Here is a 25,671-nt window from a genome sequence, read left to right as displayed (position 1 = left end):
CCCCTCCTCAGGAGCGCGGCCTCGGCTCCGGGCGGCCGGGCTGCTCGCCGCCGCGGGCCTCCCCGTACGAGCGCTTGGGCACCATGACCTTGCGCCGGAAGACGCAGACGACCGTGCCGTCCTGCTTGTAGCCGATCGTCTCGACGTACACGACGCCGCGGTCGTCCTTCGACCTCGACTCCGTCTTGTCCAGGACGGTGGTCTCGCCGTAGACGGTGTCGCCGTGGAAGGTCGGCGCCACGTGCCGCAGCGACTCGATCTCCAGGTTGGCGATGGCCTTGCCCGACACGTCCGGGACGCTCATGCCGAGCAGCAGCGAGTAGACGTAGTTGCCGACGACGACGTTCCTGCCGAAGTCCGTGGTCTCCGCCGCGTAGTGCGTGTCCAGGTGCAGCGGGTGGTGGTTCATCGTGATGAGGCAGAACAGGTGGTCGTCGTACTCGGTGACGGTCTTGCCGGGCCAGTGCTTGTAGACCGCCCCGACCTCGAACTCCTCGTAGTACCGACCGAACTGCACGTTGACTCCCGTTCCTGCAGGCCAGCGCGCTGCTGCCTGCTGCGATGGCACGGTGATGGCGCACCACGCCCCGTCCACCGGCCGCCGGGTGCGGCCTTCCGAGTCCGGCACGAGGTGTCCGTGTGTCTTCAGGACCAGCGTGGCGTTCTCATGGCCGAGACGTTCGGCGACCGCCACCACCGACTGACCGGCCGCCAACAGCACACTCGCACAGTGGTGCGGCAGGTCATGCCTGGTGGTCCCGGCCCGGCAGCGGGCTCGCGTGACCGCCGCCCCGTAGTGCTGGCGGCCGCACACCGTTTCGGCACTGGTGGTGAACAGCGGGCCGTCAGCGCCAAGGGGACGGGCCTGCAGCCAACTCGAGCTGCCGGAGCGCCTCCAGCGCGTCATCGGCCGATGCTCGGCGTCCGCTGTGGTGGGCGAGCGTCGCCTCGCCCTCCGCGCCGAGTTCCGCCACGCCGCTCCAGCGAGGCGATCGGCCGCCCCGTCCTGCGGACGGCATAGTCAGGGGACCGCAGAGCTTCACCTGAACGATCTGCAGGAGACCATGGGGGCTTCGTTGACTGTGCGCGCCGATCAGATGGCGAGACGATCGCGCAGCGCGCGAAAGCTCCTGCTGCTGGGGTTGGTCGCCACATCGACGGCCTGCTCGCCGTCCACGTCTCCAGAACCTCAGGCACAACCGACGACTGCGCTCGAACCCTCTTCCACCAGCCCTGAGACCACCGCGGTGGAGTCCTCCGCGGAGCACCCGTGGCCTGGCGGTTCTCCGTGCGACTATCTGTCGGACCTCCTCCGCGGCGAGTTGGAGGGCGCCGGAGTCAGTGTTCTCGCCAGCGTGGGAGAGGCCAACGACCCAGAGTTCCGTGGGTGCAATTGGCAGCGCATGAGCGTCAATGTCTTCTGTGGCGACATGGCAGATGTAGCGCTCAATGACACGTACGCTCGGGCAACTGCCCTTGCGGATGGGCCCGAGGGAGCCCGGGAGTTGGCGTCGAGCAGCAGAGTCATCCTCTACGCACCCCAAGACGACTGCCTCTTCGAGGTGCGGAACGAGGCGCCAGCCGTTGTAGACCACCAACGACATCTGGCGGTCCTGAACGCCGTCCACAGCCGTTACCCGCTGTGACGCAGCAGCGGAACCCACGACACGTAGCGCCAACGAGGTGGTACCAGCCCCTGGTCAGTGACCGACCAGCAGTGCTGTGGCCGCAAGGGCGACCAACCGAGCGCCGATGAGCAGAAGCAGCCGAGAGTCGCGGAGGGCGGTCCGAGCCTCGTCGTACGCGAGTTGCAGCACCTCGTCAGGCAGGAGCCATCGTGCCGCTTGAGGTTGAGGCTCGAGTCCCTTGGCGGGGTGAGCGCACCGGACGAAGCCGTTCGGCTCGTACTCGGTTGCAGACGTGTGCACCACCAGTGGGCGGCACGTCGGAGGCACAGGACGTCGAACGCCACCAAGTGACAACGGTTAGGCACGGGATGGACAACCGCAGCTCAGTCCCCTGACAGTGACATGACCACAACTCAGGGCAGGCGCCGGTGTCAGTGCCGACCGGCCAGCAGGTGCGCTCTCCCGACGTCGTGGGGTGGACGGGCGCGGCGCCGCACGCAGGCAGGGCCGTCCCGGGCCGGGCAGGCCAGTTGCCCACCACGCGGCGTCGGTGACCCATCTGGACGGCCGCCGATCCTACGATGCCCGGGTGGTCCAGCCGTCCCGCGCCGGCGACCCCGCCGAGGCGGACGTCGTCGTGCTCTCCCCCGGCGGGCGCCGCGCCCGCCTCGCCGCCAGCCTGGCCGTCCTGGCGCTCGTCCTCGCCGGGACGCTGTGGGGCACCGACGCCTCGTTCCCGTTCGGGCCGTTCAAGATGTACTCGACCCGCGCCGACGCGAACGCGCCGGTCGTCTCCACCCGTGTCGTCGGCCTGACCGGCGCGGGTGAGGAGGTGCGCCTGTCCGGCGGCGAGGTGGGGCTGCGCCGCGCCGAGTTCGAGGGGCAGCTCCCCCGGATGGTCGACGACCCGACGCTGCTGGTGACGCTGGCCGAGACCTACACCCGGCGCCATCCGGACGCCCCCTCCCTCGTCGAGGTCCAGGTGGTGCAGCGGCACTTCGAGCTCGCCGACGGCCTGCCGACCGGCGAGTGGACCGACCGGGTCCTCGTCGAGCAGGACCTGGGGGCCGGCTCGTGAGCGCCCCGGTCGTCGCCGCCCTCCGGGGCCTGCGCGGCTTCTGGACCCGCCCCGTCCCGCTGGCGCGGATCGCGGTGTTCCGCACCATCGCCTACCTGTTCGTGCCGGTCGACGTCTTCCTCACCACCGCGTGGGTGCGCGCGCACGCCGAGGTGCCCACCGTCTGGTACCAGCCGCTCGAGATCGCCCGGGTGCTGCACCTGCCCACCCCGACGTCGACCGTGGTCCACGTCGTGCAGTGGGCACTGGTGGCCGCCGCCCTGGCCGCGGCCACCGGCCGCGCGCCCCGACTGCTGGGGACCGCGGTCTTCGTGCTGTACCTCGAGTGGATGGTCATCGCGATGAGCTACGGCAAGGTCGACCACGACCGCATCGCCTACCTCGTCGCGCTCGCGGTGCTGCCCACCATCGGCCGGGTGCGGTGGCGCGACCGCCGCCGGTCCGAGGCGGCCGGCTGGGCGATGGCGGCGGTGATGGTGACCGTGATGCTCACCTACTTCCTCGCCGCCTGGGCGAAGATGCGCTTCGGCGGGTGGGACTGGGCGACCGGCTCGACCATCACCCGGGCGGTGATCCGCCGCGGCACCGGCCTGTCGGAGTGGACGCTCGACGTGCCCGGCCTGCTCGTGGCCGTGCAGTGGGCGATGCTCGTCCTCGAGTTCGCCGCCCCGCTGATGCTGCTGGTCCGGTCCGACCGCGCGCGCGTGGCGCTCGTGGTCTTCCTGCTCGGCTTCCACCTCATGGTGTTCGGCGGCCTGCGGATCATCTTCCTGCCGCACTGCGTGGCGATCCTGTCGATCCTCCCCTGGGAGCGGGTGCCCGAGGCGCTCGCCGCGGCGCGCCGCCGGCTGCAGCCGGCGCGCGCCGCCGCGCTGGCCGCGGGACCGCCCGGCTGAGCCGGCGCTCAGACCAGCGCCCCGATGCGCGCGGCCACCTCCGCCTCGTGCTGCTGGTAGGAGGCCGCGACCGCTGACAGCAGGGCACCCATCCCGGTGAGCGCGTCGCTCACGCCCTGGGCCGAGATCCGCCACTGCTCGTAGAGCGCGCTGAACTGCACCGCGGCCTGGCTGTCGGTCCAGCCGTCGAGCACCGAGCTCGTGACGGTGCTCGACAGCGTCGTGTGCCGGGAGGCGGTCTCGGCCGCCTCGGTCTGGCAGCGTCCGGCCATCGACTGCAGGGTGGCGATGTCGACCTTCATGGCTCCTCCTGTCCGTCCCGGGCACCTCCCGGGTGGCTGCGGACGCTAGGCCGGATCCGCGCCGGGAGCGCTCCGGCGTCCACAGCGCCGCCGACCGTCCACAGCGGGCGGCCGCGGTCCCCCGGGCCGCGGTCGCGGGCGGGAGCGTCGCCCCCGTGTCCGCTCCCCTCCCCTCCGGCGCCGGGACCCGCTGCTGGACCGTCGTCGGTGCAGAGGGTGCCGCCGACGTCGAGGTCCGCGCTCCCGACGACGCCCGGCTGGACGTCGTCCTGACCGAGCTCGTCGCCGTCCTCGGCGCCACGCCGGACGGGCTGTGGTCGGGCAGCACCCGGCTGCCCGGGGACCTGCTGCTGGGCGACGACCGGCTCCTGCACGGCGCGGTCCTGGGCCTGGGCCGGCCGGTCCCCCGCACCGGGGAGCAGGCCGCCAGCCCGCTGGAGCTGCACGTCGTGGGCGGCCCGGCAGCGGGGACCACCGTTCCGCTGTCCTCCGGCCGCCACGTCCTCGGCCGGGGCGCCGGCGCCACGCTGTCCCTCCCCGACCCCGGCGTCTCCCGCCGGCACGTCGCGCTCGAGGTCGGTGCCGGCGGGATCACCGTGTCCGACCTCGGGTCCAGCAACGGCAGCCGGCTCGACGACGCCGACCTCGTCGGCACACCGCAGGAGTGGCGGCCCGGCGCGGTGCTCCGGCTGGGTGCGAGCTCGGTGACCGTCACCGGCCCGCGGGACGGCCGGGCCGGCTCGCGGCCGGCACCCGGCGGCCGCCGGCTGGTGCGACCCGGCGCCCCTCCCCCGGGGCACCGCCCGGAGGTGGAGGTACCGCTGCCCGACCCGCCCGCGCCTCCTCCGCGACGCCGGCTGGGCTGGGTGGCCGTCGTGCTGCCCGCCGTCGCCGGCGTGGGGCTGGCCGTACTGCTGGCGACACCGACCTTCCTGTTCTTCGCCCTGCTCGGCCCGCTGGTGGCGGTCGGGTCGTGGGCCTCGGACCGGTGGAGCGGGTCGCGCACCGGGCGCGAGGCGGCCGAGGTCCACGCGCGGGAGCTGCGGGCGGCCCGCGGCCGGCTGGCCGAGGCCGTGCGGTCCGACGTGCGGGCGGCCCGGGCGGAGGCGCCCGACCTCGCGGCCGTGGCCGCCGCGGCGCGCCGGGGCACGACGCTGCTGTGGTCGCGTCGCGGCGGGGACCCGACCCTGGCGACGGTGCGCCTCGGCACCGGCACCGGGGCCACCCGGGTGGTGCGCGTGGAGGAGGGCCGGCGGGTGCCCGAGCCGGCGGCCGACCTGCCGGTGACCGTGGACCTGCGCCGCACCGGCGGGCTAGGCGTGACCGGTCCGCGGGAGCCGGCGCTGGGCGTCGCGCGGGCGCTGCTCGCGCAACTGGCCGGCCTGGCCGCCCCCGGCGAGGTCGACGTCGCCGTGCTCACCACGGCCGAGCGCCGCGCGGACTGGGCCTGGGCACGGTGGCTGCCGCACCTGCCGGCCGGAGCCGTCCACGTGCGGCCACCCTCGGGACCGGCCGCCGCCGCGGCGGACACGGCGCTGGCGGCCTGGCTGACCGGGCTGGCCGAGGGGCGCGCGGCGTCCGATCCCGCCGCGGGCGCGCTCGTGCTCGTCGTCGACCGGACGGTCGACGCGACGCTCGGGGAGCTCCTGCGCGCGTGCCGCGCCCGGGGTGTGGTCCTGCTGGTGCTCGCCCGCCACGGCGAGGACCTGGGCGGCTGCGTCCGCGCGGTGCTCGAGGTCGGCGGCGAGACGGGGGACACCGGGCTGCTGGCCCGGGGGGACGGCGCAGCGCCGGACGAGGTCGTCGTCGACCGCCTGCCGACGGCCGTCGCCGCCCGGCTGGCCCGCGACCTGGCTCCGCTGGCCCCGGCCCGGCAGGCCGCGGGGCTGCCGGTCACGGTCCGCCTGCTCGACCTCCTCGGGGACGGCGCCACGGACGTCCCGGTGACGTGGTCGGGCACGCGGTCGTCGCTGCGCGCCCCGCTGGGCGTGACCGCGGACGGCGTCGCCGAGGTCGACCTGGTGCGCGACGGCCCGCACGCCCTGGTGGCCGGCACGACCGGGTCGGGGAAGTCGGAACTGCTGCAGACCCTGGTGGCCGGGCTCGCCCTGGCCCACCCACCGGACCGCTGCTCCTTCCTGCTGGTCGACTACAAGGGCGGAGCCGCCTTCGCCGACGCCGTGGCGCTGCCGCACACCGTGGGGCTGGTGACCGACCTGGACGGCGCGGCCACCGCCCGGGCGCTGCGGTCGCTCACCGCGGAGCTGTCCCGCCGCGAGGCGCTGCTGGCGGCGGCCGGCGTCCCGGACGTCGCGACGCTGCCGGCGGCGGTCGAGCTCGCCCGGCTGGTGATCGTCGTCGACGAGTTCGCCGGCCTCGCCGAGGAGCTGCCGGAGTTCGTCAGCGGGCTGGTCGGCATCGCGCAGCGCGGCCGCTCCCTCGGCGTGCACCTCGTGCTGGCCACGCAGCGCCCGGGCGGGGTCGTGTCGCCCGAGATCCGGGCCAACTGCTCCCTGCGGCTGTGCCTGCGCACCACCGACGAGGCCGACTCGCGCGACGTGCTCGGCAGCGCGGTCGCCGCACACGTGCCGGCGGACCGCCCGGGACGCGGTCACGTCCGCGTCGGCGGCGCGGTGCCGGTGTCCTTCCAGGCGGCGCGGGTGGCGCTCGGCCCGGACGCATCGGCGGCGGGCCCGACGGTGACCCGCTGGTCGTGGCCGGCGACGTCGGGGCCGGCCGTCGCGGGACCCGGCACCGGTCCGACCGACCTGGCCCGCATCACCGCCGCCACCACCGCCCGTGCCGACGCGGCGGGCCTGTCCCGGCCACACCGGCCGTGGCAGCCGCCGCTGCCCGACCGGCTGGACGCCGTGGGGCTGGCCCCCGGGGAGGACCGGCCGGCGACCCGGCTGCTGCTCGGGCTGGTCGACCGTCCCGACCGGCAGTCCCGCGAGCCGCTGCTGCTCGACCTCGCCCGCGGGGGTGGCTGGCTGGCCGTCGGCGGACCCGGCAGCGGACGCACCACCCTGCTGCGCACGGTGCTGGCCGAGGCGGTCGAGCAGCTGCCGGCCGCACGGCTGCACGTGCACGTCCTCGACCACGGCGGTGGCGCCCTGGCCGCGGAGGTCGGCGGACTGGCGCACACCGGCACGGTCGTGGGGGCGGCGGACGCGCTGCGCACCGTCCGGCTGCTGTCCCGGCTGACCGAGCAGGTGGCCCGGCGGCGGGCCGGACCGGACGCGGACGGCCCGGCGGTCCTGCTCCTCGTCGACGGCGTGGACGCGCTCTTGGCCCAGCTCGACGAGGCAGTGCCCGGCTCCGGATCCGCCGACTTCCTGCGGCTGGTCCGCGACGGCGGCGCAGCCGGCCTGACCTGTGTCTTGACCGCCGACCGGGCCGTCCCCGGCGGGCGGCTGGCCGCGGCGGCGGGGACCCGCCTGGTCCTCCCCCTGCCCGACCGAGCCGACTACGCGGTCGCCGGGGTCCCGGTCCGCGCGGTCCCCGGCTCCCGCCCGCCGGGCCGGGCGCTGCTGGGCGAGGAGGCGCGCGAGTGCCAGCTCGCCCTGCCCCGGCCGCTGCGGCGTACGGCTCCGGCCGCCGCGCCGGGCACCGGGCCGCTCACCATCCCCGAGCTGCCCGCGGACCCGACACCGGCACCGCTCCCCGCCGGGACCGGGGTGGCCGACCTGCTGCGCGGGGTGCCGCTCGGTCCTGGCGGCGACGAGGCCGACGTGCTCACCGTGGACCTGGCCCGCGCCGGCGGGCTGCTCGTCGTCGGCCCGCCGCGCAGCGGCCGGACCACCACCCTGGAGACCCTCGGCGCGACGCTCGCCGCGGCCGGCATCCCGGTGCTGCGCCTGGCCCGCTCCCGCCGCTCGACCGGCCGTGGTCTGCCGGCGCTGCCCGGCGACGACGTCGCCGGCTGGCGGGCGTGGTGCGCGGACCTGGCGGGGCGTCCCGGTGCGGTCCTGCTCGACGACGCGGGCGCGCTCGCCGACTCCCCCGTGGCCACCGCCCTGGCGGCCGGGGACCGCGGCGACGGCGAGGTCCTCGTCCTCGCCGCCGGAACGGCGGGTGAGCTGGGCACGGCCTTCCGCGGCCCGGTCGCCGAGCTGCGCCGCAGCCGCAGCGGGGTGCTGCTGTCACCGGGTCCCGGGGACGCCGACCTGCTCGGGATCCGGCTGCCCCGGACGCCGGTGCCGGTCCGGCCGGGCTCGGGCTGGCTGGTCACCGCCGGTGTCCCGCAGCGGCTGCAGGTCGCCCGGCGGGCGGGGCCGTGACCGTCCGGTCAGAGCAGGTCGAGCGCCGGGCCGATCTCCTGCGTCGCGTACCAGGCCAGCTCGTGCCCCTCGGCCTGGTCGACGAGGAACTGCGCCTCCTCGCTGCCGAGGTCGGCCTCGAGCACCACGGCCACGGCGGCCCGCACGTCGTCCTCGGCCTCGGCACCGTCGACGTGGGCGCTGGCGACGTCGGCGAGCGGGACGTCGGCGGTCACCCGTACCGCGCCGGGGTCGGTGTCGGCGTCGTCGACCGGGTCCACCGCCGTGTCCGGTACGTCGGCGGCGAGCACGACCCGGCGGCGGGCGGCGGTGGGGTCGACGTCGACGAGGCGCAGGCTGGCGCGGGCCGCCGCGAGCAGCGCCGCGTACTCGAGCTCCTCGACGTCGGCCGCCGCGTCGCTGAGCGCGTAGTGCTCCCGCAGCTGCGGGGTGACGGCGAAGCCGGTGTGCGGCCCGGAGAGCCGGCCCTCGTCCACCAGCGTCCGCAGGACGCTCGTCGTCGCCGGCAGGTAGATCCGCACCCGGCCGCTCCTCTCCCGTCGCGAGGGGCGACCGTATCCCGCGCGACCGGCACCGAGCCCGCCGCCGGGTCAGCGCACGGACTCGGCGAGCGCCGCGACCTCCTGCTCCACCAGGTCGGCCAGCACGTCCACGTCCCCGACCCCGTCCCGGTCGGCGTTGAGCCCGACGTAGACGTGCCCGTCGTAGCTGGTCATCCCGACCGCCAGCCCCTGGCCGCCGGCCAGCGGCACGACGGGGAACACCTCGAGCATCCGGCTCCCGGCGGCGTACAGCGGCACCTGCGGGCCCGGGACGTTGGTGACGACGAGGTTGAACATCCGCCGCGACAGGCCGCGGGCCGCGCGGGCGCCGAGCGCGTGCAGCGTCGGCGGGGCGAACCCGGTCAGCGCGATCAGCGTGTCCGCGCGCACCGAGCGGCCCGAGCGGGTCACCCCGCGCATGGCGTAGCTGAGCCGGGCCAGCCGCACCCACGGGTTGGGCTCCCCCACGGGCAGGTCGACCAGGTAGGCGGCGACGCTGCTGCCCGGCGCCTCCTGTTCCTCCCCCTGCACCGACACCGGCACCAGCGCCCGGACGGCGGTCGAGCCGAGGACCGGCTCTCCCCGGGAGAGCAGCCAGTCGCGCAGGGCGCCGGTGAGCACGGTGAGCAGGACGTCGTTGACCGTGCCGCCGTGGGCCTTGCGGATGGCCTTGAGGTCCTCCAGGTCGGCCCGGGCGACGGCGACCCGCCGCTGGTCGCCGACGGTGCGGTTGAGCGGGCCGTGCGGTGCCGGGACGACCGCCGAGCGGGCCGCGCGCACCAGTCCCCCGGCCACCCCGAGGGCCCGGGTGGCGGTGGAGCGCAGGTCCCCGACCGCCGAGCGAGCGGTCTCCAGCACCGCCGTCGGCCGCTGCACGTAGTCGCCCAGCGCCTCGGCGACCAGCTCCACCCGGCCCGGCACGCGGCCGGGAGCCCACCGGTCGGCCGGAGGCACCGGCGCGTCCGGCGAGGAGTCGAGCAGGACCTGCGCGATGTCGACGGCGCCCAGCCCGTCGACCAGCGCCGGGTGGGTCTTGGTGACCACCGCGACCCGGCCGCCGGACAGCCCCTCGACGAGGTAGACCTCCCACAGCGGCCGGCTCCGGTCGAGGGGCCGCGAGGTGACCCGGGACACCAGGTCCAGCAGCTGGGCCTCGGTGCCCGGGCGCGGGACCGCCGAGCGCCGGACGTGGTAGTCGACGTCGAAGTCCGGGTCGTCGGCCCACACCGGGTTGGCCAGGTGCCCGGGCACCGGCACGATCCGCTGCCGGTAGCGCGGCACCAGCGGCAGCCGTGCCTCCACCAGCTCGGCCAGGGTGTCGAGTCCGCCCTCGACCGGCTCGAGGACCAGCACGCCGGAGACGTGCATCGGCGCCCCGGCCTCCTCGAGGTAGAGGAACGACGCGTCCAGGGTGCTCAGCCGCTCGGCCATCGTCCTCCTCCGGATCGGTGGCCCACGGTACGTCGCGTGCGGGAGCGCCTGCACTCGCGCGGGGAGGGACCGCCCGCCCCTGCTGCGGGTCTCATCCCGCCCTGCGGCGCGCGCGGCCCCGGCGACGGGCGGCCGGCTCGGGCACCCGCGCCAGTTCCGCGGCGAGGGACCGCAGGGCCGTGCGCAGCGGGGAGCCGGGCGCCACCTCGGCCAGCGTCCGCCCGGAGGCGAGCGCGGCGTCGGTGGCGCGGCGCTCGGCCGGCAGGAAGCTGCGGACCCGGCGTCCGGTGAACCGCTCGAGCGCGCCGGCGATCTCCTCCCGGGGGTCGCCGGGCACCGGCCCGCGGCGCACCTGGTTGACCACCACGGCCGGCTCGACCTCCGGCAGCAGGTCGCGCAGCGAGCCGAGGGCGCGGATGGTGCGCTGCAGAGCGACCGGGTCGGCGCCGCTGACGCAGAGGACGTCGTCGGCCTGCTCGAGGACGGTCACGGTGGCGCCGTTGCGCCGGGGCGCGGCCGTGTCGAAGGACAGCTCCTCGTCCTCCTCGAGGTTGAAGGCACAGTCGACGACGACGAGGTCGGCGCTCCGGCGGGCCTCGGTGAGCACCGTGGCGACCGCGCTGGGCCGCAGCTCCGGCCAGCGGTCAGCCCGAGAAAGCCCGGTGAGCACGGCCAGGTGCGGGCGGACCGACCAGGCCAGCCGGGTGAGCGCGGCCTCGTCGAGGGTCCCCGCCGTGGCCTGCCGTGCCGCGCCGGCCAGGCCCGGCGACTCGTCGAGCAGCCCCAGCACCTGCGCGACCACACCCCCGTACACGTCGGCGTCGACGAGCAGGGTGGGAACGCCGAGGCGGGCGGCCTCGTCGGCCAGGCCGACGGCCACCGTCGTCCGGCCCGGGGCGCCGGTCGGGCCCCACACCGCCACGACCCGGCCGCGCGGAGGCCGGTGCTCCCCGGGTGGCGGAGCCGACGGGGCCGACGGGGACGGCAGTGCCGCACGTGGGTCGGCGACGTCGTGCCCGCCTCCGGGGACGCCGTCGACGGCGTCGCGCAGCGCACGGACGACGTCCTCGGGGGAGGCGTCGGCCGGCAGGACGGTGGGCACGCCGAGGGCCCGCAGCCGGTCACCGGCACGCGCGTCCGCGGGGTCGGCCAGCCCGACGACCGCCACGCCCGCGGCGGTGAGCCGGGCGACGGCGTCGCCGTCGAGCCGGTGCAGGTCCGCCGACAGCAGCGCGGCCTGGGCGGTGCCGGTGGCCGCGGTGGCCAGCAGGTCCGAGGCGTCGACGCACCGCCGCACGACGGTGACGCCGTGATCGGCGCGGTCGAGCGCGCCGACCAGCGCCGCCTCCCACGCAGCACCGGTGACCGCGGTGACGACCTGCAGCGCCATCAGGCGGCGGGGACGGCGGGCACGCCCGCCGCGGGGTCGGCGGGCGGGGCCGCGGGATCGACGGGCGGGGTCGCGGGATCGACGGGCGGGGCCGCCGGGTCGACGACGAGGGGCGGGACGACGGGCTCGACGGGCGGAGGGGACGGCGCCGTGCCCGGCAGCGGTGGCGGGGTGGGCGACGAAGAGGGCGACGAGGAGGGCGACGAGGAGGGCGACGAGGAGGTGGTGGCGGGAGCGGAGGGGGAGGACGCGGCTCCGGACCGCGGTGCCGACGTCGGCGCGGCACGGTCGACCGAGCCGTGCACGACCACCACGAGCGGCCGGCCACCGATCGCGGCCAGCACGTCCGGCGCGTCGGCCGCGGGCACCGCGACCACCACCTGCACGGTCGTGGTCGCCGTCGACAGCACGCCCTCGGCGCGGCCGCTGACCGCCTGCACCGGCACCGCCCCGGCCACGAGCACGACGCCCTCGCCGGTGGCGGTGCCCGCCGGGTCGGTGACGCCGTAGACGTCGACGACCGCACCGCGGACCAGGCCCGGCGGCACGTAGCCGGCCTGCACGGGCAGCGCCACCTGCACCAGGTCCCCGGGCTCCTCGAGGACGGTGCGCGGCAGCAGCTCGCCGGCCCGCACCGCCCGGGCGAGCGTGCGGCCCGCGGGATCGGTGCCGGTGGAGAGGTAGGCGCCCGCGGCCTCCCCGAGCCGCACGTCGACGGCGGCGAGGTCCTCGGGGCCGAGCACGGTGCCGGCGGCGAGGTCGGCGGTCACCGACCACACCGGCACCGTCGCGTCGGCGCCGGCGAGCACGCGCGCGCCCAGCAGGACCGAGCCGAGGACGAGGAGGACGCCGAGCACCAGGCGCAGGTCCAGCCACCGCGGGGGACGCACCCGCCGCGGGACCGGACCGGCCGGTGCCTCCCCCGCCGGAGCCACCGGTCCCGTGCGCGTCGCAGCGCTCACCGCAGTGCTCCCCTCCGCCGGCCGGGGGCCGGCCCCGGCGGCCCGCCGATCCGTCGGGCGTCCTGTCCGACCGGCGCGGCGAGGCGCGGTCGGACGCAGATGATGCGGTACGGGCACGGATGCGTGCACCGGTTGTCCACACGTTCGGGTGTGGACGGGAGGCGTGCGGGTGAGTGCGTCCTGACACACTGGCGGGGACCGGACGGAGAGCCCATGCCCACGCCACGCTTCCTGACCCTCGACGACGTCGCCGAGATCCTCAACGTCTCGTGGTCCCAGGCCTACGCCCTGGTGCGGCGACGGGAGCTGATCGCCATCCAGATCGGCGGCCGGGGGCAGTGGCGCGTCGAGGTCGACGAGCTCGAGCGCTTCATCCAGCAGAAGTACGCCGAGGCCCGCGCCGGTGCGGTGTCTCTCCCCGAGGAGCCGGCAGAGGTCCCCCCGGACGACGACGCCGCCGTGGAGGCCGCGCCCGCCGGCACCGCGTCCCGCGGGCGGCGCCGCAGCCGCTGACCTCAGGGGGCGCCGGGCGCCAGCGTCCGCACCACCGCGACCGCCGACAGCACCACCGCGCGCACGCCGCGGACCGAGCCCGCCCTGCGGAACTCGTCGGGGGCGTGCTCGGCGAGCTCGACGAAGTCGGCGCCGACGCGGTCGACCGTCCCGTTGAGCACGCCGCCGTCGTCCAGGACGACGGCCACCGCGCTGCGGTCGCGCGCCAGTCCGCGCAGCGCGCGGCGCAGGTCGAGTGCGGCCCGCACGGCCGAGGCCGGCGCCACCGTCGCGGTCGTCCGCACCAGGCCCGTCACGGCGACGACGGCCGGTAGCGCCACCAGCACCTCCCGGCCCCGACCGTCGTCGAGGAGCGCCCAGTCCGGGCCCACGTCGGTCAGCACGCCGCCCACCTCCCCCGCGCCGCGGCAGCGCAGGGAGACCCGTCCGCCGACCGCGCCACCGAGCCGGTCGGCCAGCCGGAGGGTCCCGAACAGCGCCCGGGATCGGGCCGGGAGCTGCGCGCGCTCCTCGGCTGCCTCGGCCTCCTCGAACTCTCCCTGCAGATCGGCGAACAGCTGCTGCCAGCGCATGCCGCAGAGCCTAGATCCACAAGGACCCTTGCGTTTGGTTGCGTTTGCTTGCTTCAGTACGTCGACGTCATCGAGAGGAGGGCACGTGTCGGTACGACGGCTCGTCGTCACGACGGCGGTCATGGCCGCCCTGGCCGCGGTCCTGCGCGCGCTGACCCCCGACCTCGCGGCGGTCCTCCGCACCGGCGGGGACCTGCAGTCCCTCGTCGACACCGCCGGGCCGGAGGCGCTGCTGCTCGCCGGGGTCGCCGCCGTCGCGTGGGCCGTCTGGGTCTGGGGAGCTCTCGGCCTGGCGCTCACCGCACTGTCGGCGCTGCCCGGCCTCGCCGGGGACGCCGCCGGCCTGCTGCTGCGCCGCGTCGTCCCCGCGTCCGGGCGGCGGGCCGCCGCGCTGGCCCTCGGGGTCGGCCTGGCCGCGGCACCGGCCCTGACCGGCTGCACGACCGCGGGACCGCCCTCCCCCGCCGTCGTGACCGTCGCGGCGGAGACGCCGGTGCCGGCGCCGGCGGGACTCCCGGACCGGTCCGTGGCGGCACCGGCCGACGCCGCACCCACGCTGCCCGACTGGCCGGCCCCCGCGCCCGGCGAGCACGTCGTCCTGCGCGGCGAGTGCCTCTGGGCGATCGCCGCCGCCGACCTGCGCGCCCGCACCGGCGCCGAGCCGGCCGACGCCGAGGTCGCCGCCGCCGTCGGGCGCTGGTGGTCGGCCAACGCGGCCGTCATCGGCCCCGATCCCGACCTGCTGCTCCCCGGTCAGGTCCTGCGCCCGCCGCCCTGACGCCCCGACGTCCCCCACCCGTCCGGCCGCTCCCCCGGCCCGCGTCGTCCCCGCCACCGACCCGACCCCCGGGAGCCCCCGTGACCGCGTCCCCCGAGCCCGCCGTGCCCGACCCGGTGTCCACGCCGGCGCCCGCCATCCCCCTGCGGACGCTGCGGCTCAGCATCGTCCCGGCCCTGCACCCGCCCCTGACCGGACCCGCCGCCGCGCTGGTCGACCCGGCGACACCGCCGCCGCGGCCGCCGCACCGGCCCGGTCCCCGCCCCACCCCGGAGGGGCGGCGCGGCCGGTCGCAGGACCTCTTCGGCCCGGCCTGGTCGCTGCGGGACGACCTGCCCGATCCCCGCGCCGCCGGCCGGCTGCTGTTCACCACCGCGCTCGAGGCGCTGGCGGGCAGGCGGCCACTGACGCAGGTGCAGCGGCTGACCTCCCCCGGCGTCTACGCCGCGGTGGTGTCGGGACGGCGGCCCGCGTGGTGCGCCGCCGGCACCACGCCGCTGCTGGTCGGGCCGGTGCACGTGTGCGAACCGGTCGACGGCGTCGCGGAGGTCAGCGCGGTGGCGCGCCGGAGCGGCCGGGCGCACGCGGTGGCCGCCCGGCTGGAGGGGGTCGGCGGCCGGTGGCGCTGCACCGCGCTGTCCATCGGCTGAGACGGCGGCGCCCCGCCGACCACGCGGGTCGGCGGGGCGCCGGGGCGGTGCGGCGGGGTCAGCGCGAGGGCGCCCCGTGGCAGGCCTTGTACTTCCTGCCCGAGCCGCAGGGGCACGGGGCGTTGCGCGACGGCTCCTTGGTGCCGGTGACCGTCGCGGACTTCGCCGCCTTCGCCGGGCCGCTCTCCTTCGGGGAGGCGTCCAGCGAGGGCGCCGAGTAGCTCAGGTCCTCCGCCGGCCGGCGCGGCTCGTCGAGGCCCTTGACCGCCAGCTGCGGCCCGGTACCCGACGGGGTCGGCGTCTCCAGCTCCGTGGCGGGCGCGGCGGGCGCCGCGTGGCGCGGACCGGTCTTGCGGGCCGTCGGCCGCCCGGCCGGGGCGCCGGTCGAGGGACGGGCCCCCGGACCGCCGGCGGGCTTGGCCGTCGACACCGGCGCCGGGCCGTCGCCGTCGGCGGAGACGGCGGGAGCGGCGGCAGGAGCGGGAGCGGCGGCAGGAGCGGGAGCGGCGGGGGCGTCGGCGGCCGGGGCCGGAGCGGCAGCGGCGGCCTGGCGGGCCGCGGCCTCCTGCGCCCGCTGCCGGGCGAGCACCCGCGCGGTCCCCTCCTGCGCGGCGGCCAGCGCCTTGGCCTCGGCCTCGGCCTGCTGGGCCCTCGCCTCGGCCTCCTGCTGCTCCTTGGTCTTGACCTCCAGGTTGAACAGGAAGCCGACCGACTCCTCCTTGATGCCGTCGAGCATGGCGTTGAACATGTCGTAGCCCTCGCGCTGGTACTCCACGACCGGGTCGCGGTTGGCCATCGCGCGCAGGTGGATGCCGGCCCGCAGGTAGTCCATCTCGTAGAGGTGCTCGCGCCACTTGCGGTCGAGCACGCTGAGCAGCACGCGCCGCTCGAGCTCGCGCATGACCTCCGAGCCCAGGGCCGTCTCGCGGTCGGCGTAGGCGCGGTGCGCGTCGTCGAGGAGCTCCTGCTTGAGCACCTCGGCGGTCAGCGCGGCCTGCTCGCCGTCGGCCACCCGGTCGAGCAGCTCGGTGCGGTCCAGGCCGACCGGGTAGAGCGCCTTGAGGCCGGTCCACAGCACCTCGAGGTCCCAGTCCTCGGCGTAGCCGGTCTCGGTCGCGCCGTCGACGTAGGCGGCGACGACGTCGTCGAGCATGTGCTGCACCTGCTCGTGCAGGTCCTCGCCGTCGAGGACCTTGCGGCGCTCGTCGTAGATGACCGTGCGCTGGCGGTTGAGCACCTCGTCGTACTTGAGGACGTCCTTGCGGACCTCGAAGTTCTGCTGCTCGACCTGCGTCTGCGCCGAGCGGATGGCCCGGGAGACCATCTTCGACTCGATGGGCTGGTCGTCGGGGACCCGCAGCGTGGTCATCATCGACTCGAGCATCGGGCCGTTGAACCGGCGCATCAGGTCGTCGCCGAGGGAGAGGTAGAACCGCGACTCCCCCGGGTCGCCCTGCCGGCCCGACCGGCCGCGCAGCTGGTTGTCGATCCGGCGGCTCTCGTGCCGCTCGGTGCCGAGCACGTACAGCCCGCCGGCCTCGGCGACCTCCTCGTGCTCGGCCCTGACCTGGTCCTTGGCCGCGGCGATCGCCTCGTCCCAGGCGGCCTCGTACTCCTCCGGCGTCTCCGACGGCGACAGGCCGCGGGCGCGCAGCTCCTCGTCGGCGATGAACTCGGGGTTGCCGCCGAGCTGGATGTCGGTGCCGCGGCCGGCCATGTTGGTGGCCACCGTGACCGCGCCGAGCCGGCCGGCCTGGGCGACGATCGCCGCCTCCCGGGCGTGGTTCTTCGCGTTGAGGACCTCGTGCGGGATGCCCCGGCGGAGCAGCAGCTTCGCCAGGACCTCGGACTTCTCGACGCTCGCGGTGCCGACGAGGATCGGCTGCCCGGCCTCGTGCCGCTCGGCGATGTCGTCGATGACCGCGTCGAACTTGGCCTTCTCCGTCTTGTAGATGACGTCGGAGCGGTCCTCGCGGACCATCGGCCGGTTGGTCGGGATCGGGACGACGCCCAGCTTGTAGGTCTGGGAGAGCTCGGCCGCCTCGGTCTGGGCGGTGCCGGTCATCCCGGAGAGCTTGTCGTAGAGCCGGAAGTAGTTCTGCAGGGTGATCGTGGCGAGCGTCTGGTTCTCGTCCTTGATCTGCACCTTCTCCTTGGCCTCGATGGCCTGGTGCATACCCTCGTTGTAGCGGCGGCCGGCCAGCACCCGGCCGGTGAACTCGTCGACGATGAGCACCTCGCCGTTGCTGACGATGTACTGCTGGTCGCGGTGGAAGAGCTCCTTGGCCTTCAGCGCGTTGTTCAGGTAGCCGATCAGCGGGGTGTTGACCGCCTCGTAGAGGTTGTCGATGCCGAGCTGGTCCTCGACGAACTCCACACCCTCCTCGGTGACGGCGACCGTGCGCTTGGCCTCCTCCACCTCGTAGTGCGTGTCACGCTTCATCAGCGGCACGATCCGGGCGAACTCGACGTACCACTTGCCGGCGGACTCGGCCGGGCCGCTGATGATCAGCGGGGTGCGGGCCTCGTCGATGAGGATCGAGTCGACCTCGTCGACGATCGCGAAGTGGTGGCCGCGCTGCACGAGGTCGGCCTTGCTCCAGGCCATGTTGTCGCGCAGGTAGTCGAAGCCGAACTCGTTGTTCGTGCCGTAGGTGATGTCGGCGGCGTACTGCTCGCGGCGGTGCGCCGGCTTCTCCCCGGAGAGGATCGTGCCGACCGACAGGCCGAGGAAGCGGTGCACCCGGCCCATCCACTCGGCGTCGCGCTTGGCCAGGTAGTCGTTGACCGTGACCACGTGCACGCCCTCGCCGCTCAGGGCGTTGAGGTAGGCCGGCAGCACGCCGGTCAGGGTCTTGCCCTCACCGGTGCGCATCTCCGCGATGTTGCCCAGGTGCAGCGCGGCACCGCCCATGAGCTGCACCCGGAAGTGCCGCTGGCCGAGGGTGCGGGTGGCCGCCTCGCGGACGACGGCGAAGGCCTCCGGCAGGAGCGCGTCGAGCGTCTCGCCGTCGGAGTACCGCTCCCGGAACTCGTCGGTCTTCGCCCGGAGCTCGGCGTCGGTGAGGGGGGAGACGTCGTCCTCGAGGGACTCGATCGCGTCGGCGATCCGGTCCAGTCGTCGGAGGACCTTGCCCTCACCGGCTCGGAGGATTCTGGAGAACACCACGCCACCAGCGTAGGCGGCGTGTCCCCTCCCCCGGGGACGCCGCACGCGGCCGCCGCCGGACGGCCGGGGCTCAGCGGACGACCAGCCGCCCGGCCCGCGGGTCGACGACGACCTCGCGCGCGCCCCGCCGCATCCCGTCGAGCACCGCGCGCACCACCTCGTCACGGTCGTGACCGGCGGGCAGCCGCGGCGGGGCCCCGGCCGGCGCGCGGTCGACCGGGCCGGTGTCGACGTGCGGCGGCCGGACGTCGAGCACGGCCACCGGCCGCCCGTGCAGCTCCCGGCGCAGCACCGACGCCCACGCCGACAGCGCCGCCTCGCTCGCCGAGTACCCCGCCGTGCCCAGCGTCGGGGCGTCGGCCACCACCGCCGACGGCAGCACGACCGCGCCGCCGCCGGCCAGGTGCGGCAGCGCGGCGCGGACCAGGCTCATCGGCGCCGGCGTGTTGACGGCGAACAGCTCCTCGGTGACCGCGTCGTCGGCGCCGGCCGCCGGGCCGAGGGCCACCACGTCCCACGCGACGACGACGGCGTCGAGCCCGCCCAGCGCCGTGGCGGCGGCGTCCACGGCGGTCGCGACGGAGTCGACGTCGACCGCGTCCGCGGCCAGCGCGGGGACGCCGCCGAGCTCGCCCGCCAGCGCCACGCGCGGCCGGTGCCCGGCGCGCGAGCGACCTAACCTCCTCCCCGTGGCCCACGACCCGCACGACCTCGCACCCGGCGTGCTCGCCTTCCTCGGCGAGCGGCACCTGGCCACGCTGACCACGCTGCGCGCCGACGGCTCGCCGCACGTGGTGCCCGTCGGCGTCACCTACGACCCGGAGACGCGCACCGCCCGCGTCATCACCTCGGGGAGCTCGGCCAAGGCCCGGCACGTCCGTGCCGGCCGGTCCCGGGTCGCGGTCTGCCAGGTCGACGGCCGCCGCTGGCTGACCCTCGAGGGGACGGCGGTGGTGCGCGACGACGCCGCCTCGGTGGCCGAGGCGGAGGCGCGCTACGCGCAGCGCTACCGCACGCCCCGGGAGAACCCGGCGCGGGTGGTCCTCGAGATCTCGGTCGACCGGGTGCTCGGCAACGCGTGAGCATGGGTCCGTGGAGCTCTCCGGCACCGACCTGACCACCGAGACGGTCCGCACCGCCCGCCTGGTCCTGCGGCCGTTCACCGACGACGACGTCGACGCCGTGCACCGGGCCACCCAGGACCCCGAGGCGCAGCGCTGGATCACCGGCGCGCCCGTGCCCTACACGCTCGCCGACGCCCGCGCCTTCGTGGACACCGTCGTCCGGCAGCGCGCGGAGGGCACCGGCCTGTCGGTGGTGGCCGACGACGGCGGCCGGCTCGTCGGCACCGGCGGGCTGCTGTTGGGCGGCCGGCACCTCGGCCCCGAGATCGGCTACTCGGTGGCGCCGTGGGCCCGGCGCCGCGGCTACGCCACCGAGATCGCCGACGGCCTCGCCCGGTGGGCGTTCGCGCACGGGGCGCCGCGGGTGCACCTGGTGGTCGACGTGGACAACGGCGCCTCGCAGGTGGTGGCCGCCCGGGCCGGGTTCACCCGCGAGGGCGTCGTCCGTGCGGCGCTGCCCCGGCGGGACGGCACGCGCGGCGACGCCGTCCTCTTCGGCCGGCTCGCCGGCGACTGAGGTCCCGGCCCCGGACACGGCGGAGGGGCCGCGCCGGTGCGGCGCGGCCCCTCCCCGGTGCGGTCAGCGCGGGACGACGGCGGGCTCGGCCGGCGCCCCGCTGTGCGCGTCCATGGTCCCCAGCGGCGGCTCCACCAGCCGGATCAGGCCGTAGTCGAAGGCGTGCCGCCGGTAGACGACGGTCGGCTTGCCGGTGTCGGCGCACTGGAAGAGGAAGAAGTCGTGCCCCACGAGCTCCATCTCGTGCAGGGCCTGGTCGACGGTCATGGGCACGGCCGGGTGGTGCTTCTCTCGCACCACGCGGCCGGGCAGGTGCTCGTCGAGGTCGGTGACCAGTGGTTCCCCGGCGAACTGCTGCTCGACGTCGGGGATGCCCAGCGCCGGGGTCTCCAGCGGCGCAGCGGTGGTGCCGGACACCCGGACGGTGGGTGGGGTCCGGCGGCCGTGGTGCACGCGGCGGCGGTCGTTGGCCCGCCGCAGCCGGTTGTCGAGCTTGCCGCAGGCCAGGTCGAGCGCGGCGTGGAAGTCAGGCGCGCTGGCCTCGGCACGGACCACGGGGCCCTTGCCGCGGAGGGTGATCTCCACGCGCTGACAGTTGGCGGACTGGCGGGGGTTCTTCTCGTGGAACAACTCGACGTCGATGCGGGACAGCTTGCCGTCGAACCGTTCGAGCTGGCCGACCTTGTCCTCGACGTGCTGCCGGTAGTGATCCGGCACTTCCACGTTGCGGCCACGGACCACGATCTCCATAGGACCTCCCGGTCGTCGGGTGTGACCAATGGCACGCTAGTCGCTGTCACGTGGACCGGACAGTCGATCGAGACGCCTCGTCGGGGCCCGCGCCAGCCCGGCCGGGAACCGCCCAGGTGGGGCCGCGGGGGTGCCCGGCCGGGGCGTGGCGGCGACCACCGCGGCGAGCACCGGCGCGTCGTCGGCCCGGCGTGTCGCCCGCACGACGGCGGCCGCCTCGGTGAGCGTGGCGCCGCTGGTGACGACGTCGTCGACCACCACGAGCAGCGCCCCGGCGGGCAGCGCCCCCGGGCGGACGGCGAAGGTGCCGGCGAGGTTGGCCCGCCGCTGCGCCACCGACAGTCCCGCGGAGTCGCGCACGCGGCCGGCCCGGGTCAGCAGCCGCGCGCAGCCGGCGTCGACCCCGGCCGCGCGCAGGTCCGCGACGGCGGCCGTGGCCAGTTCCCGCACGCAGTCGCGCCCCCGCGCCCGCAGCGCCGCCCGCGACGGCGGCACCGGGACCAGCAGCACCGGCCGCCCGGGCAGCAGCACGGCGTGCACCCCGACGGCGAGGGCGAGGGCCGCGCCGAGCGGGCCGGCGAGCTCCGCGCGGCCGTGCTCCTTGAAGGCGGCGACCGCCGGGCGCACCGGTCCGGCGTAGGCGCCGGCGGCCACGGTGGGCGGCATGGCCCGGGGCGGCCGGCGGGGCGTCGCCTCGCGGGGGGAGCCGAGCGCGGCGGTGCAGCGCCGGCACAGCGCGGACCCGGGGACGCCGCAACCGGCGCAGGTGCGCGGGAGGACGAGGTCGGCCAGCGCCGCACCCAGTCCGCCCACCGCCCCAGCGTGCGGCAGGCCCGGGTGCCGCGGCCGGTCGCGGCCGGATCTGTGGAGGACCCGGTCCTCGGGCCAGGCTGGGTGGAAGGGCCAGGCGGGGTAGGAGGGCTAGGCGGGGTAGAAGGGCTCGGTGCCGGGCACCGGCGCCTGGCCGCGGACGAGCGTCACCCAGGTGCCGCCGGTCAGCTCCCACACGGTCCCGCCGGCGCTGACCAGCGCCTGCTGCCCGGGCGCGGCGGCCAGCGCGGTCGGCGGGCTGGGCAGGCCGGAGGTGGGCACCGTGGACAACCCCCACCCGTCGACCCCCACGACGTAGGGCACCACGGCGTCCTCGCCGCCGTCGGCCAGCACCATGAGGCTGCCGGCCGTGCGCCAGCCGACGTCCACGACCGAGGTCAGCGCCGGTGCCACCTCCCGCAGGTCGCGCAGGGCCACCGGCCCCTCGTCGGAGCGCACCACCGTGCCGACGAGCAGCACCGCCGCGTCCCCCCGGCTGACCACCACGGCGGCGCGGACGCCGTCGGGCGAGAGCTGCAGCGCCGTCGTCCGGCCCTGGCCGGCCAGCGTCGGGGCGTTCACCGGCTGCGGCGAGCCGGTGGCGGGCACCCGGACGACGGTGCTCTCGTCGCGGACCACCCAGAACTCCGGGCGGGTCGCCGCGACCGTCGGGACCGACAGCCGGCTCGCGGGCACCACCGGGGCGAGGTCGCCGCCGTAGGGGCCGAGCAGCAGGGACGCGGTCCCCCCGGCGACGGAGACGCCCGCCATCGTCGTCAGCGCGCTGGTCCGCGGGTCGGCCGAGACCGCCGCGCTCGTCAGCCCGTACACGCCCGACCCCGCGGGCCCCGGTGCCGGCTGCCCGTCGACCGTCATCAGCCGGCCGGCGTCGAGGTAGTGGCCGGCGGCGTCGGCGGGAACCGAGTCGGGGCTGAAGGAGGCCCAGTCGTCGGCGCGCTGGGCGGTGGGCACGCCGTCGATCGTGACCGGCTCGCCGTTGCTGCGGACCTCCACCGAGTTGGTGCCCTCGACCTGGTCGAGGGTGAACACCAGCTGCGCCGACAGCTGCCCGAGCTGCTGCGGCGAGAGGTCGTCGAGACCGGCGAGGTCGACGACGACCGTGGACCCCGAGACGGTGACCGCCCGGGTGAGCGTGACGCCGCCCAGGGCGTTGCCGACGCCGGCGGCCAGGGCCGGCGAGGGACCCTCGACCAGCCGCTGCACCAGCGTCGTCGGCTGGGCCTCCCCGGAGATCAGGTAGCGCGGGTCGGGCACCACGCGCGTCTGCGTCGGGTCGACGAAGTAGACGGCGAGGTCGTCGTAGAGGCGCTCGAAGTCGGGCACGAGCATGACCAGCCCGTCGGGCGGGTTGGTGATCCGCCACTCGCCGTCGACCTCGGCCAGCGTGAACTCGTGGGTGAAGACCGTGTCGCTGGCGGCCGTGAAGACGCCCCGCGGGTCCACCGTGCCGACCTGGTCGCCGGTCATGACGACCGTGCCGGTGCCGGTGGCCACCGTGGCGTAGTCCGGGCCCACGAGGGTGATGCCGGCCTCGTCGCTCCAGGTCGCGCCCGCCTCGGGGGTCAGGTGCTCGACGGCGACGGGGTGGCCGTTGACCGTGCTCGCGGCGGCGTCGACGAACCCGCGGACGATCTCCTCCGTCGTCGCGTCGGCGCGCGGCCCGAGCGGCTCGATCCCGACGTCGCCGGTGGGCCGGGCCTCGGCGTCGGTGATCGCCTGCGGCGCGGAGCCGGTGGGCACGGTCGAGCACGCGGTCAGCAGGGCCAGCAGGAGGGCGGCCAGCGCCGCGGGGAGCCGCCTCACGGGCGCACCCCGGGACGGCGCACGATCGTCGGCCGCAGCGGGAGCGGCGAGCTGGTGAGGTCGGCGCCGGCCACGAGGGGGACGGTGAACCGGAACTGCGCCCCGAGCCCGGGCTGGCCCCACACCTGCAGCCAGCCGCCGTGCAGCCGGGCGTCCTCGAGGCTGATCGACAGGCCCAGCCCGCTGCCGCCGACGGTGCGCACCCGCGACGGGTCGGCCCGCCAGAACCGGTCGAAGACGTGCTGCGTCTCGGCGGAGGAGAGCCCGACGCCGTGGTCGCGGACGGTGACCGCGGCCGCCGTCCGGTTGGCCGCCAGGGTGATCTCGATCGGCCGGCCGCTGCCGTGCTCGACGGCGTTGCCGACCAGGTTGCGCAGGATGCGCTCGACCCGCCGCGCGTCGACCTCGGCGATCACCGGGTCGGCCGGGCCGGTCACCCGCAGCTCGCAGCCGTGCCGCTCGGCCAGCGAGCTCATCCCGTCGACCACCCGCCCGACCAGCGAGCCGAGGTCGGTGGGCGCCCAGTCGAGGACGGCGGCGCCGGCGTCGTAGCGGCTGATCTCGAGCAGGTCCGACAGCAGCCGCTCGAAGCGGTCGAGTTCCTCGTGCAGCAGCTCGGCCGAGCGCGCGACGTGCGGCGGGAAGTCGCCGCGCGACTCGTGCAGCACGTCGGCGGCCATCTGCACCGTCGTCAGCGGGGTGCGCAGCTCGTGGCTGACGTCGGAGGTGAACCGCTGCTGCAGCTGGGACAGGCCCTCGAGCTGGGTGATCTGCCGCTGCAGGCTGTCGGCCATCGCGTTGAAGCTGGTGGCCAGCCGGGCGAGGTCGTCCTCCCCGCGGACGGTCATCCGCTCCTCGAGCTGCCCGTCGGCCAGCCGCTGCGCGGTGCCCGCCGCGCGGCGCACCGGGTCCACCACCAGCCGGGTCACGAGCACGCCGATGCCGGCCACGAAGAGGGTGAGCGCGATGCCGCTGATCGCCACGGTGCTGCGGATCAGCGAGAGCGTCTCCTCCTCCTGGTCGAGGGGGAAGGCGTAGTACAGCTCGATCTCCTCGGGCGAGGAGACGTCGCCGGGCACCGGGGCGCCGACGAGCAGCGTGGGCCGCGGCTCGCCGGCGTCGTCGGGCACCAGCGCGTACTGCGTGTACTGGCCGCCACCCTGCACGCCGGCGCGCAGGTCGTCGGGCAGCGCCGGGTAGACGCCGGGCCGGCTGACCGCCGGCGGCCGCTCGGTGTTGCCCGTCCGGTAGACCATGACGACGTCGAAGTCGCCGGCCGAACCGCCGCGGGTGAGCAGCCCGTTCACCGTGCGGCCCAGGGTGGCCCGCACGCTGGCGGCGTCGCCCGCGGCGATGCCCACCACCTCCGACCGGGCGTAGACGACGCCGGCCTGCGCCTGGTCGATCGCCGCCTGCTCCTTGACCGACAGCAGCTGCGTGCGGATCTGGCTGAACAGCACCAAGCTGACGATGACGACGACCGTGCCGGCCACGACCATCGTGATCGCGCCGATGCGGACGTGCAGCGACTTCCGCCAGGCGGAGATCCCCCGGCCGACGAGCCGGCGGGTGCGGATGCGCGCCCGGACCGCGCGCCGGCGCAGGCCGCGCCGCACGGTGCGCAGGTCCCGCGGGCGCGCCCGGGAGCGGGCCGGGGCGGGAGCGCTCCCCGTCCCGCCCGTCGCGGTGGCCGGCGGCGCCGGGTGGGTGGTGCTCACCCTCGCCTCGCGCCGCCGATCACGGCGGGCCGGCCTTGTAGCCGACCCCGCGGACGGTCAGCACGATCTCGGGCTTCTCGGGGTCGCGCTCGATCTTGGCGCGCAGCCGCTGCACGTGGACGTTGACCAGCCGGGTGTCGGCGGCGTGCCGGTAGCCCCACACCTGCTCGAGCAGCAGCTCGCGGGTGAAGACCTGCCGCGGCTTGCGGGCGAGGGCCACCAGCAGGTCGAACTCCAGCGGGGTGAGCGGGATGGGCGTGCCGTCGCGGGTGACCTGGTGGGCCGGGACGTCGATCTGCACGTCACCGATCGCCAGCGTCTCGGCCTGACCGGTCTCGCCGCGGCGCAGCTGGGCGCGCACCCGGGCGACGAGCTCGACGGGCTTGAACGGCTTGGTGACGTAGTCGTCGGCACCGGCCTCGAGCCCCTGGACGACGTCGATGGTGTCGCCCTTGGCGGTGAGCATGACGATCGGGACGGCCGACTGGTTGCGGATGTCCTGGCAGATCTGCAGGCCGTTGCGGCCGGGCAGCATCAGGTCGAGCAGCACGATGTCGGGGCGGGTCTGCTGGAAGACCGAGAGCGCCCGGTTGCCGTCGGAGACGAAGGCGGGGTCGTAGCCCTCGCGCCGCAGCACGATGCCGAGCATCTCGGCGAGGGCGGCGTCGTCGTCGACGACCAGGACGCGGCCGCGACTGGGCCCGTTGTTCGCTGCGGTCGGAGGCACGTGACCATTC

The 25,671-nt window shown here is 76.4% G+C and carries 22 protein-coding genes; 8 read left to right on the top strand and 14 right to left on the bottom strand.

Annotation, left to right across the window (positions count from 1 at the left end):
* Positions 1-7 precede the first annotated feature (7 nt).
* Positions 8-517 (bottom strand): MaoC family dehydratase, encoded by a 510-nt coding sequence (locus tag JD79_RS10595; protein WP_110005483.1) that lies wholly within the window; start codon positions 515-517, stop codon positions 8-10.
* Positions 518-2,217: 1,700 nt separating this feature from the next.
* Here JD79_RS10595 and JD79_RS10585 point away from each other — a divergent pair.
* Both JD79_RS10585 and JD79_RS10580 read left to right on the top strand, forming a co-directional pair.
* Positions 2,218-2,706: a hypothetical protein gene (locus JD79_RS10585; RefSeq protein WP_170149173.1), complete on the top strand. Its 489-nt coding sequence runs from the start codon at positions 2,218-2,220 to the stop codon at positions 2,704-2,706.
* The gene (locus tag JD79_RS10580; RefSeq protein ID WP_110005480.1) at positions 2,703-3,602 is read left to right on the top strand and encodes an HTTM domain-containing protein; all 900 of its coding nucleotides are present in this window, start codon (positions 2,703-2,705) and stop codon (positions 3,600-3,602) included. Before JD79_RS10585 ends, JD79_RS10580 begins: the two co-directional genes overlap by 4 nt.
* Before the next feature lie 8 nt (positions 3,603-3,610).
* On the opposite strand, the gene JD79_RS10575 is transcribed toward JD79_RS10580, so the two are convergent.
* Complete coding sequence (locus JD79_RS10575) at positions 3,611-3,904, bottom strand: WXG100 family type VII secretion target (protein ID WP_110005479.1); 294 nt, start codon at positions 3,902-3,904, stop codon at positions 3,611-3,613.
* A gap of 155 nt (positions 3,905-4,059) precedes the next feature.
* Between JD79_RS10575 and JD79_RS10570 the strand changes: the two genes are divergently transcribed.
* Complete coding sequence (locus JD79_RS10570) at positions 4,060-8,184, top strand: type VII secretion EssC family protein (protein WP_146220421.1); 4,125 nt, start codon at positions 4,060-4,062, stop codon at positions 8,182-8,184.
* Positions 8,185-8,192: 8 nt separating this feature from the next.
* Here JD79_RS10570 and JD79_RS10565 read toward each other — a convergent pair whose 3' ends face one another.
* From JD79_RS10565 to JD79_RS10550, 4 genes are all read right to left on the bottom strand, one after another.
* A complete protein-coding gene (locus JD79_RS10565; protein ID WP_110005477.1) occupies positions 8,193-8,705 on the bottom strand; it encodes a DUF6912 family protein in 513 nt (170 codons plus the stop codon).
* A 69-nt stretch (positions 8,706-8,774) separates the two neighbouring features.
* Positions 8,775-10,157, bottom strand: a complete 1,383-nt coding sequence (locus JD79_RS10560; RefSeq protein ID WP_110005476.1) for a WS/DGAT/MGAT family O-acyltransferase — start codon at positions 10,155-10,157, stop codon at positions 8,775-8,777.
* Between the two features lie 91 nt (positions 10,158-10,248).
* Positions 10,249-11,547 carry a CpaE/TadZ family protein gene (locus JD79_RS10555; RefSeq protein ID WP_110005475.1) on the bottom strand — a complete coding sequence of 433 codons (1,299 nt, stop codon included), beginning with the start codon at positions 11,545-11,547 and terminating at the stop codon, positions 10,249-10,251.
* Positions 11,547-12,509 (bottom strand): SAF domain-containing protein, encoded by a 963-nt coding sequence (locus JD79_RS10550; protein ID WP_110005474.1) that lies wholly within the window; start codon positions 12,507-12,509, stop codon positions 11,547-11,549. Before JD79_RS10550 ends, JD79_RS10555 begins: the two co-directional genes overlap by 1 nt.
* 213 nt (positions 12,510-12,722) lie before the next feature.
* On the opposite strand from JD79_RS10550, the gene JD79_RS23715 reads away from it, so the two are divergent.
* On the top strand, positions 12,723-13,022 hold the full coding sequence (locus tag JD79_RS23715) for a helix-turn-helix domain-containing protein (RefSeq protein WP_245899998.1): 300 nt from the start codon (positions 12,723-12,725) through the stop codon (positions 13,020-13,022).
* A 2-nt stretch (positions 13,023-13,024) separates the two neighbouring features.
* Here the strand turns inward: JD79_RS23715 and JD79_RS10540 are convergent, their stop codons facing one another.
* Positions 13,025-13,594, bottom strand: a complete 570-nt coding sequence (locus JD79_RS10540; RefSeq protein ID WP_110005473.1) for a hypothetical protein — start codon at positions 13,592-13,594, stop codon at positions 13,025-13,027.
* A gap of 85 nt (positions 13,595-13,679) precedes the next feature.
* Between JD79_RS10540 and JD79_RS10535 the strand changes: the two genes are divergently transcribed.
* Both JD79_RS10535 and JD79_RS10530 read left to right on the top strand, forming a co-directional pair.
* The gene (locus JD79_RS10535; protein WP_110005472.1) at positions 13,680-14,372 is read left to right on the top strand and encodes a LysM peptidoglycan-binding domain-containing protein; all 693 of its coding nucleotides are present in this window, start codon (positions 13,680-13,682) and stop codon (positions 14,370-14,372) included.
* Between the two features lie 80 nt (positions 14,373-14,452).
* Complete coding sequence (locus JD79_RS10530) at positions 14,453-15,022, top strand: Rv3235 family protein (protein WP_245899997.1); 570 nt, start codon at positions 14,453-14,455, stop codon at positions 15,020-15,022.
* A 58-nt stretch (positions 15,023-15,080) separates the two neighbouring features.
* Here the strand turns inward: JD79_RS10530 and secA are convergent, their stop codons facing one another.
* Positions 15,081-18,191 carry a preprotein translocase subunit SecA gene (gene secA / locus JD79_RS10525; RefSeq protein ID WP_110005471.1) on the bottom strand — a complete coding sequence of 1,037 codons (3,111 nt, stop codon included), beginning with the start codon at positions 18,189-18,191 and terminating at the stop codon, positions 15,081-15,083.
* Positions 18,192-18,261: 70 nt separating this feature from the next.
* Positions 18,262-18,837, bottom strand: coding sequence for an SDR family NAD(P)-dependent oxidoreductase (locus JD79_RS10520; protein ID WP_245899996.1), 576 nt, complete (start codon positions 18,835-18,837; stop codon positions 18,262-18,264).
* Between the two features lie 43 nt (positions 18,838-18,880).
* Between JD79_RS10520 and JD79_RS10515 the strand changes: the two genes are divergently transcribed.
* Complete coding sequence (locus tag JD79_RS10515) at positions 18,881-19,273, top strand: pyridoxamine 5'-phosphate oxidase family protein (RefSeq protein ID WP_110005469.1); 393 nt, start codon at positions 18,881-18,883, stop codon at positions 19,271-19,273.
* A gap of 10 nt (positions 19,274-19,283) precedes the next feature.
* Positions 19,284-19,832: a GNAT family N-acetyltransferase gene (locus JD79_RS10510; RefSeq protein WP_110005468.1), complete on the top strand. Its 549-nt coding sequence runs from the start codon at positions 19,284-19,286 to the stop codon at positions 19,830-19,832.
* A 63-nt stretch (positions 19,833-19,895) separates the two neighbouring features.
* On the opposite strand, the gene hpf is transcribed toward JD79_RS10510, so the two are convergent.
* From hpf to mtrA, 5 genes are all read right to left on the bottom strand, one after another.
* On the bottom strand, positions 19,896-20,582 hold the full coding sequence (gene hpf / locus JD79_RS10505; RefSeq protein ID WP_110005467.1) for a ribosome hibernation-promoting factor, HPF/YfiA family: 687 nt from the start codon (positions 20,580-20,582) through the stop codon (positions 19,896-19,898).
* Positions 20,583-20,618: 36 nt separating this feature from the next.
* Positions 20,619-21,395, bottom strand: a complete 777-nt coding sequence (locus JD79_RS10500) for a ComF family protein (RefSeq protein WP_245899995.1) — start codon at positions 21,393-21,395, stop codon at positions 20,619-20,621.
* 108 nt (positions 21,396-21,503) lie between these two features.
* Positions 21,504-23,216: an LpqB family beta-propeller domain-containing protein gene (locus JD79_RS10495; protein ID WP_110005466.1), complete on the bottom strand. Its 1,713-nt coding sequence runs from the start codon at positions 23,214-23,216 to the stop codon at positions 21,504-21,506.
* Positions 23,213-24,934, bottom strand: a complete 1,722-nt coding sequence (mtrB, locus tag JD79_RS10490; RefSeq protein ID WP_110005465.1) for an MtrAB system histidine kinase MtrB — start codon at positions 24,932-24,934, stop codon at positions 23,213-23,215. The genes JD79_RS10495 and mtrB overlap by 4 nt, the downstream gene beginning before the upstream one ends.
* A 19-nt stretch (positions 24,935-24,953) precedes the next feature.
* Positions 24,954-25,661 carry an MtrAB system response regulator MtrA gene (gene mtrA / locus JD79_RS10485; RefSeq protein ID WP_110005464.1) on the bottom strand — a complete coding sequence of 236 codons (708 nt, stop codon included), beginning with the start codon at positions 25,659-25,661 and terminating at the stop codon, positions 24,954-24,956.
* Between the last annotated feature and the right edge of the window lie 10 nt (positions 25,662-25,671).

It is taken from the genome of Geodermatophilus normandii, assembly GCF_003182485.1.
Lineage (GTDB): Bacteria > Actinomycetota > Actinomycetes > Mycobacteriales > Geodermatophilaceae > Geodermatophilus > Geodermatophilus normandii.
This window is presented reverse-complemented; position numbering and strand designations above follow the sequence as displayed.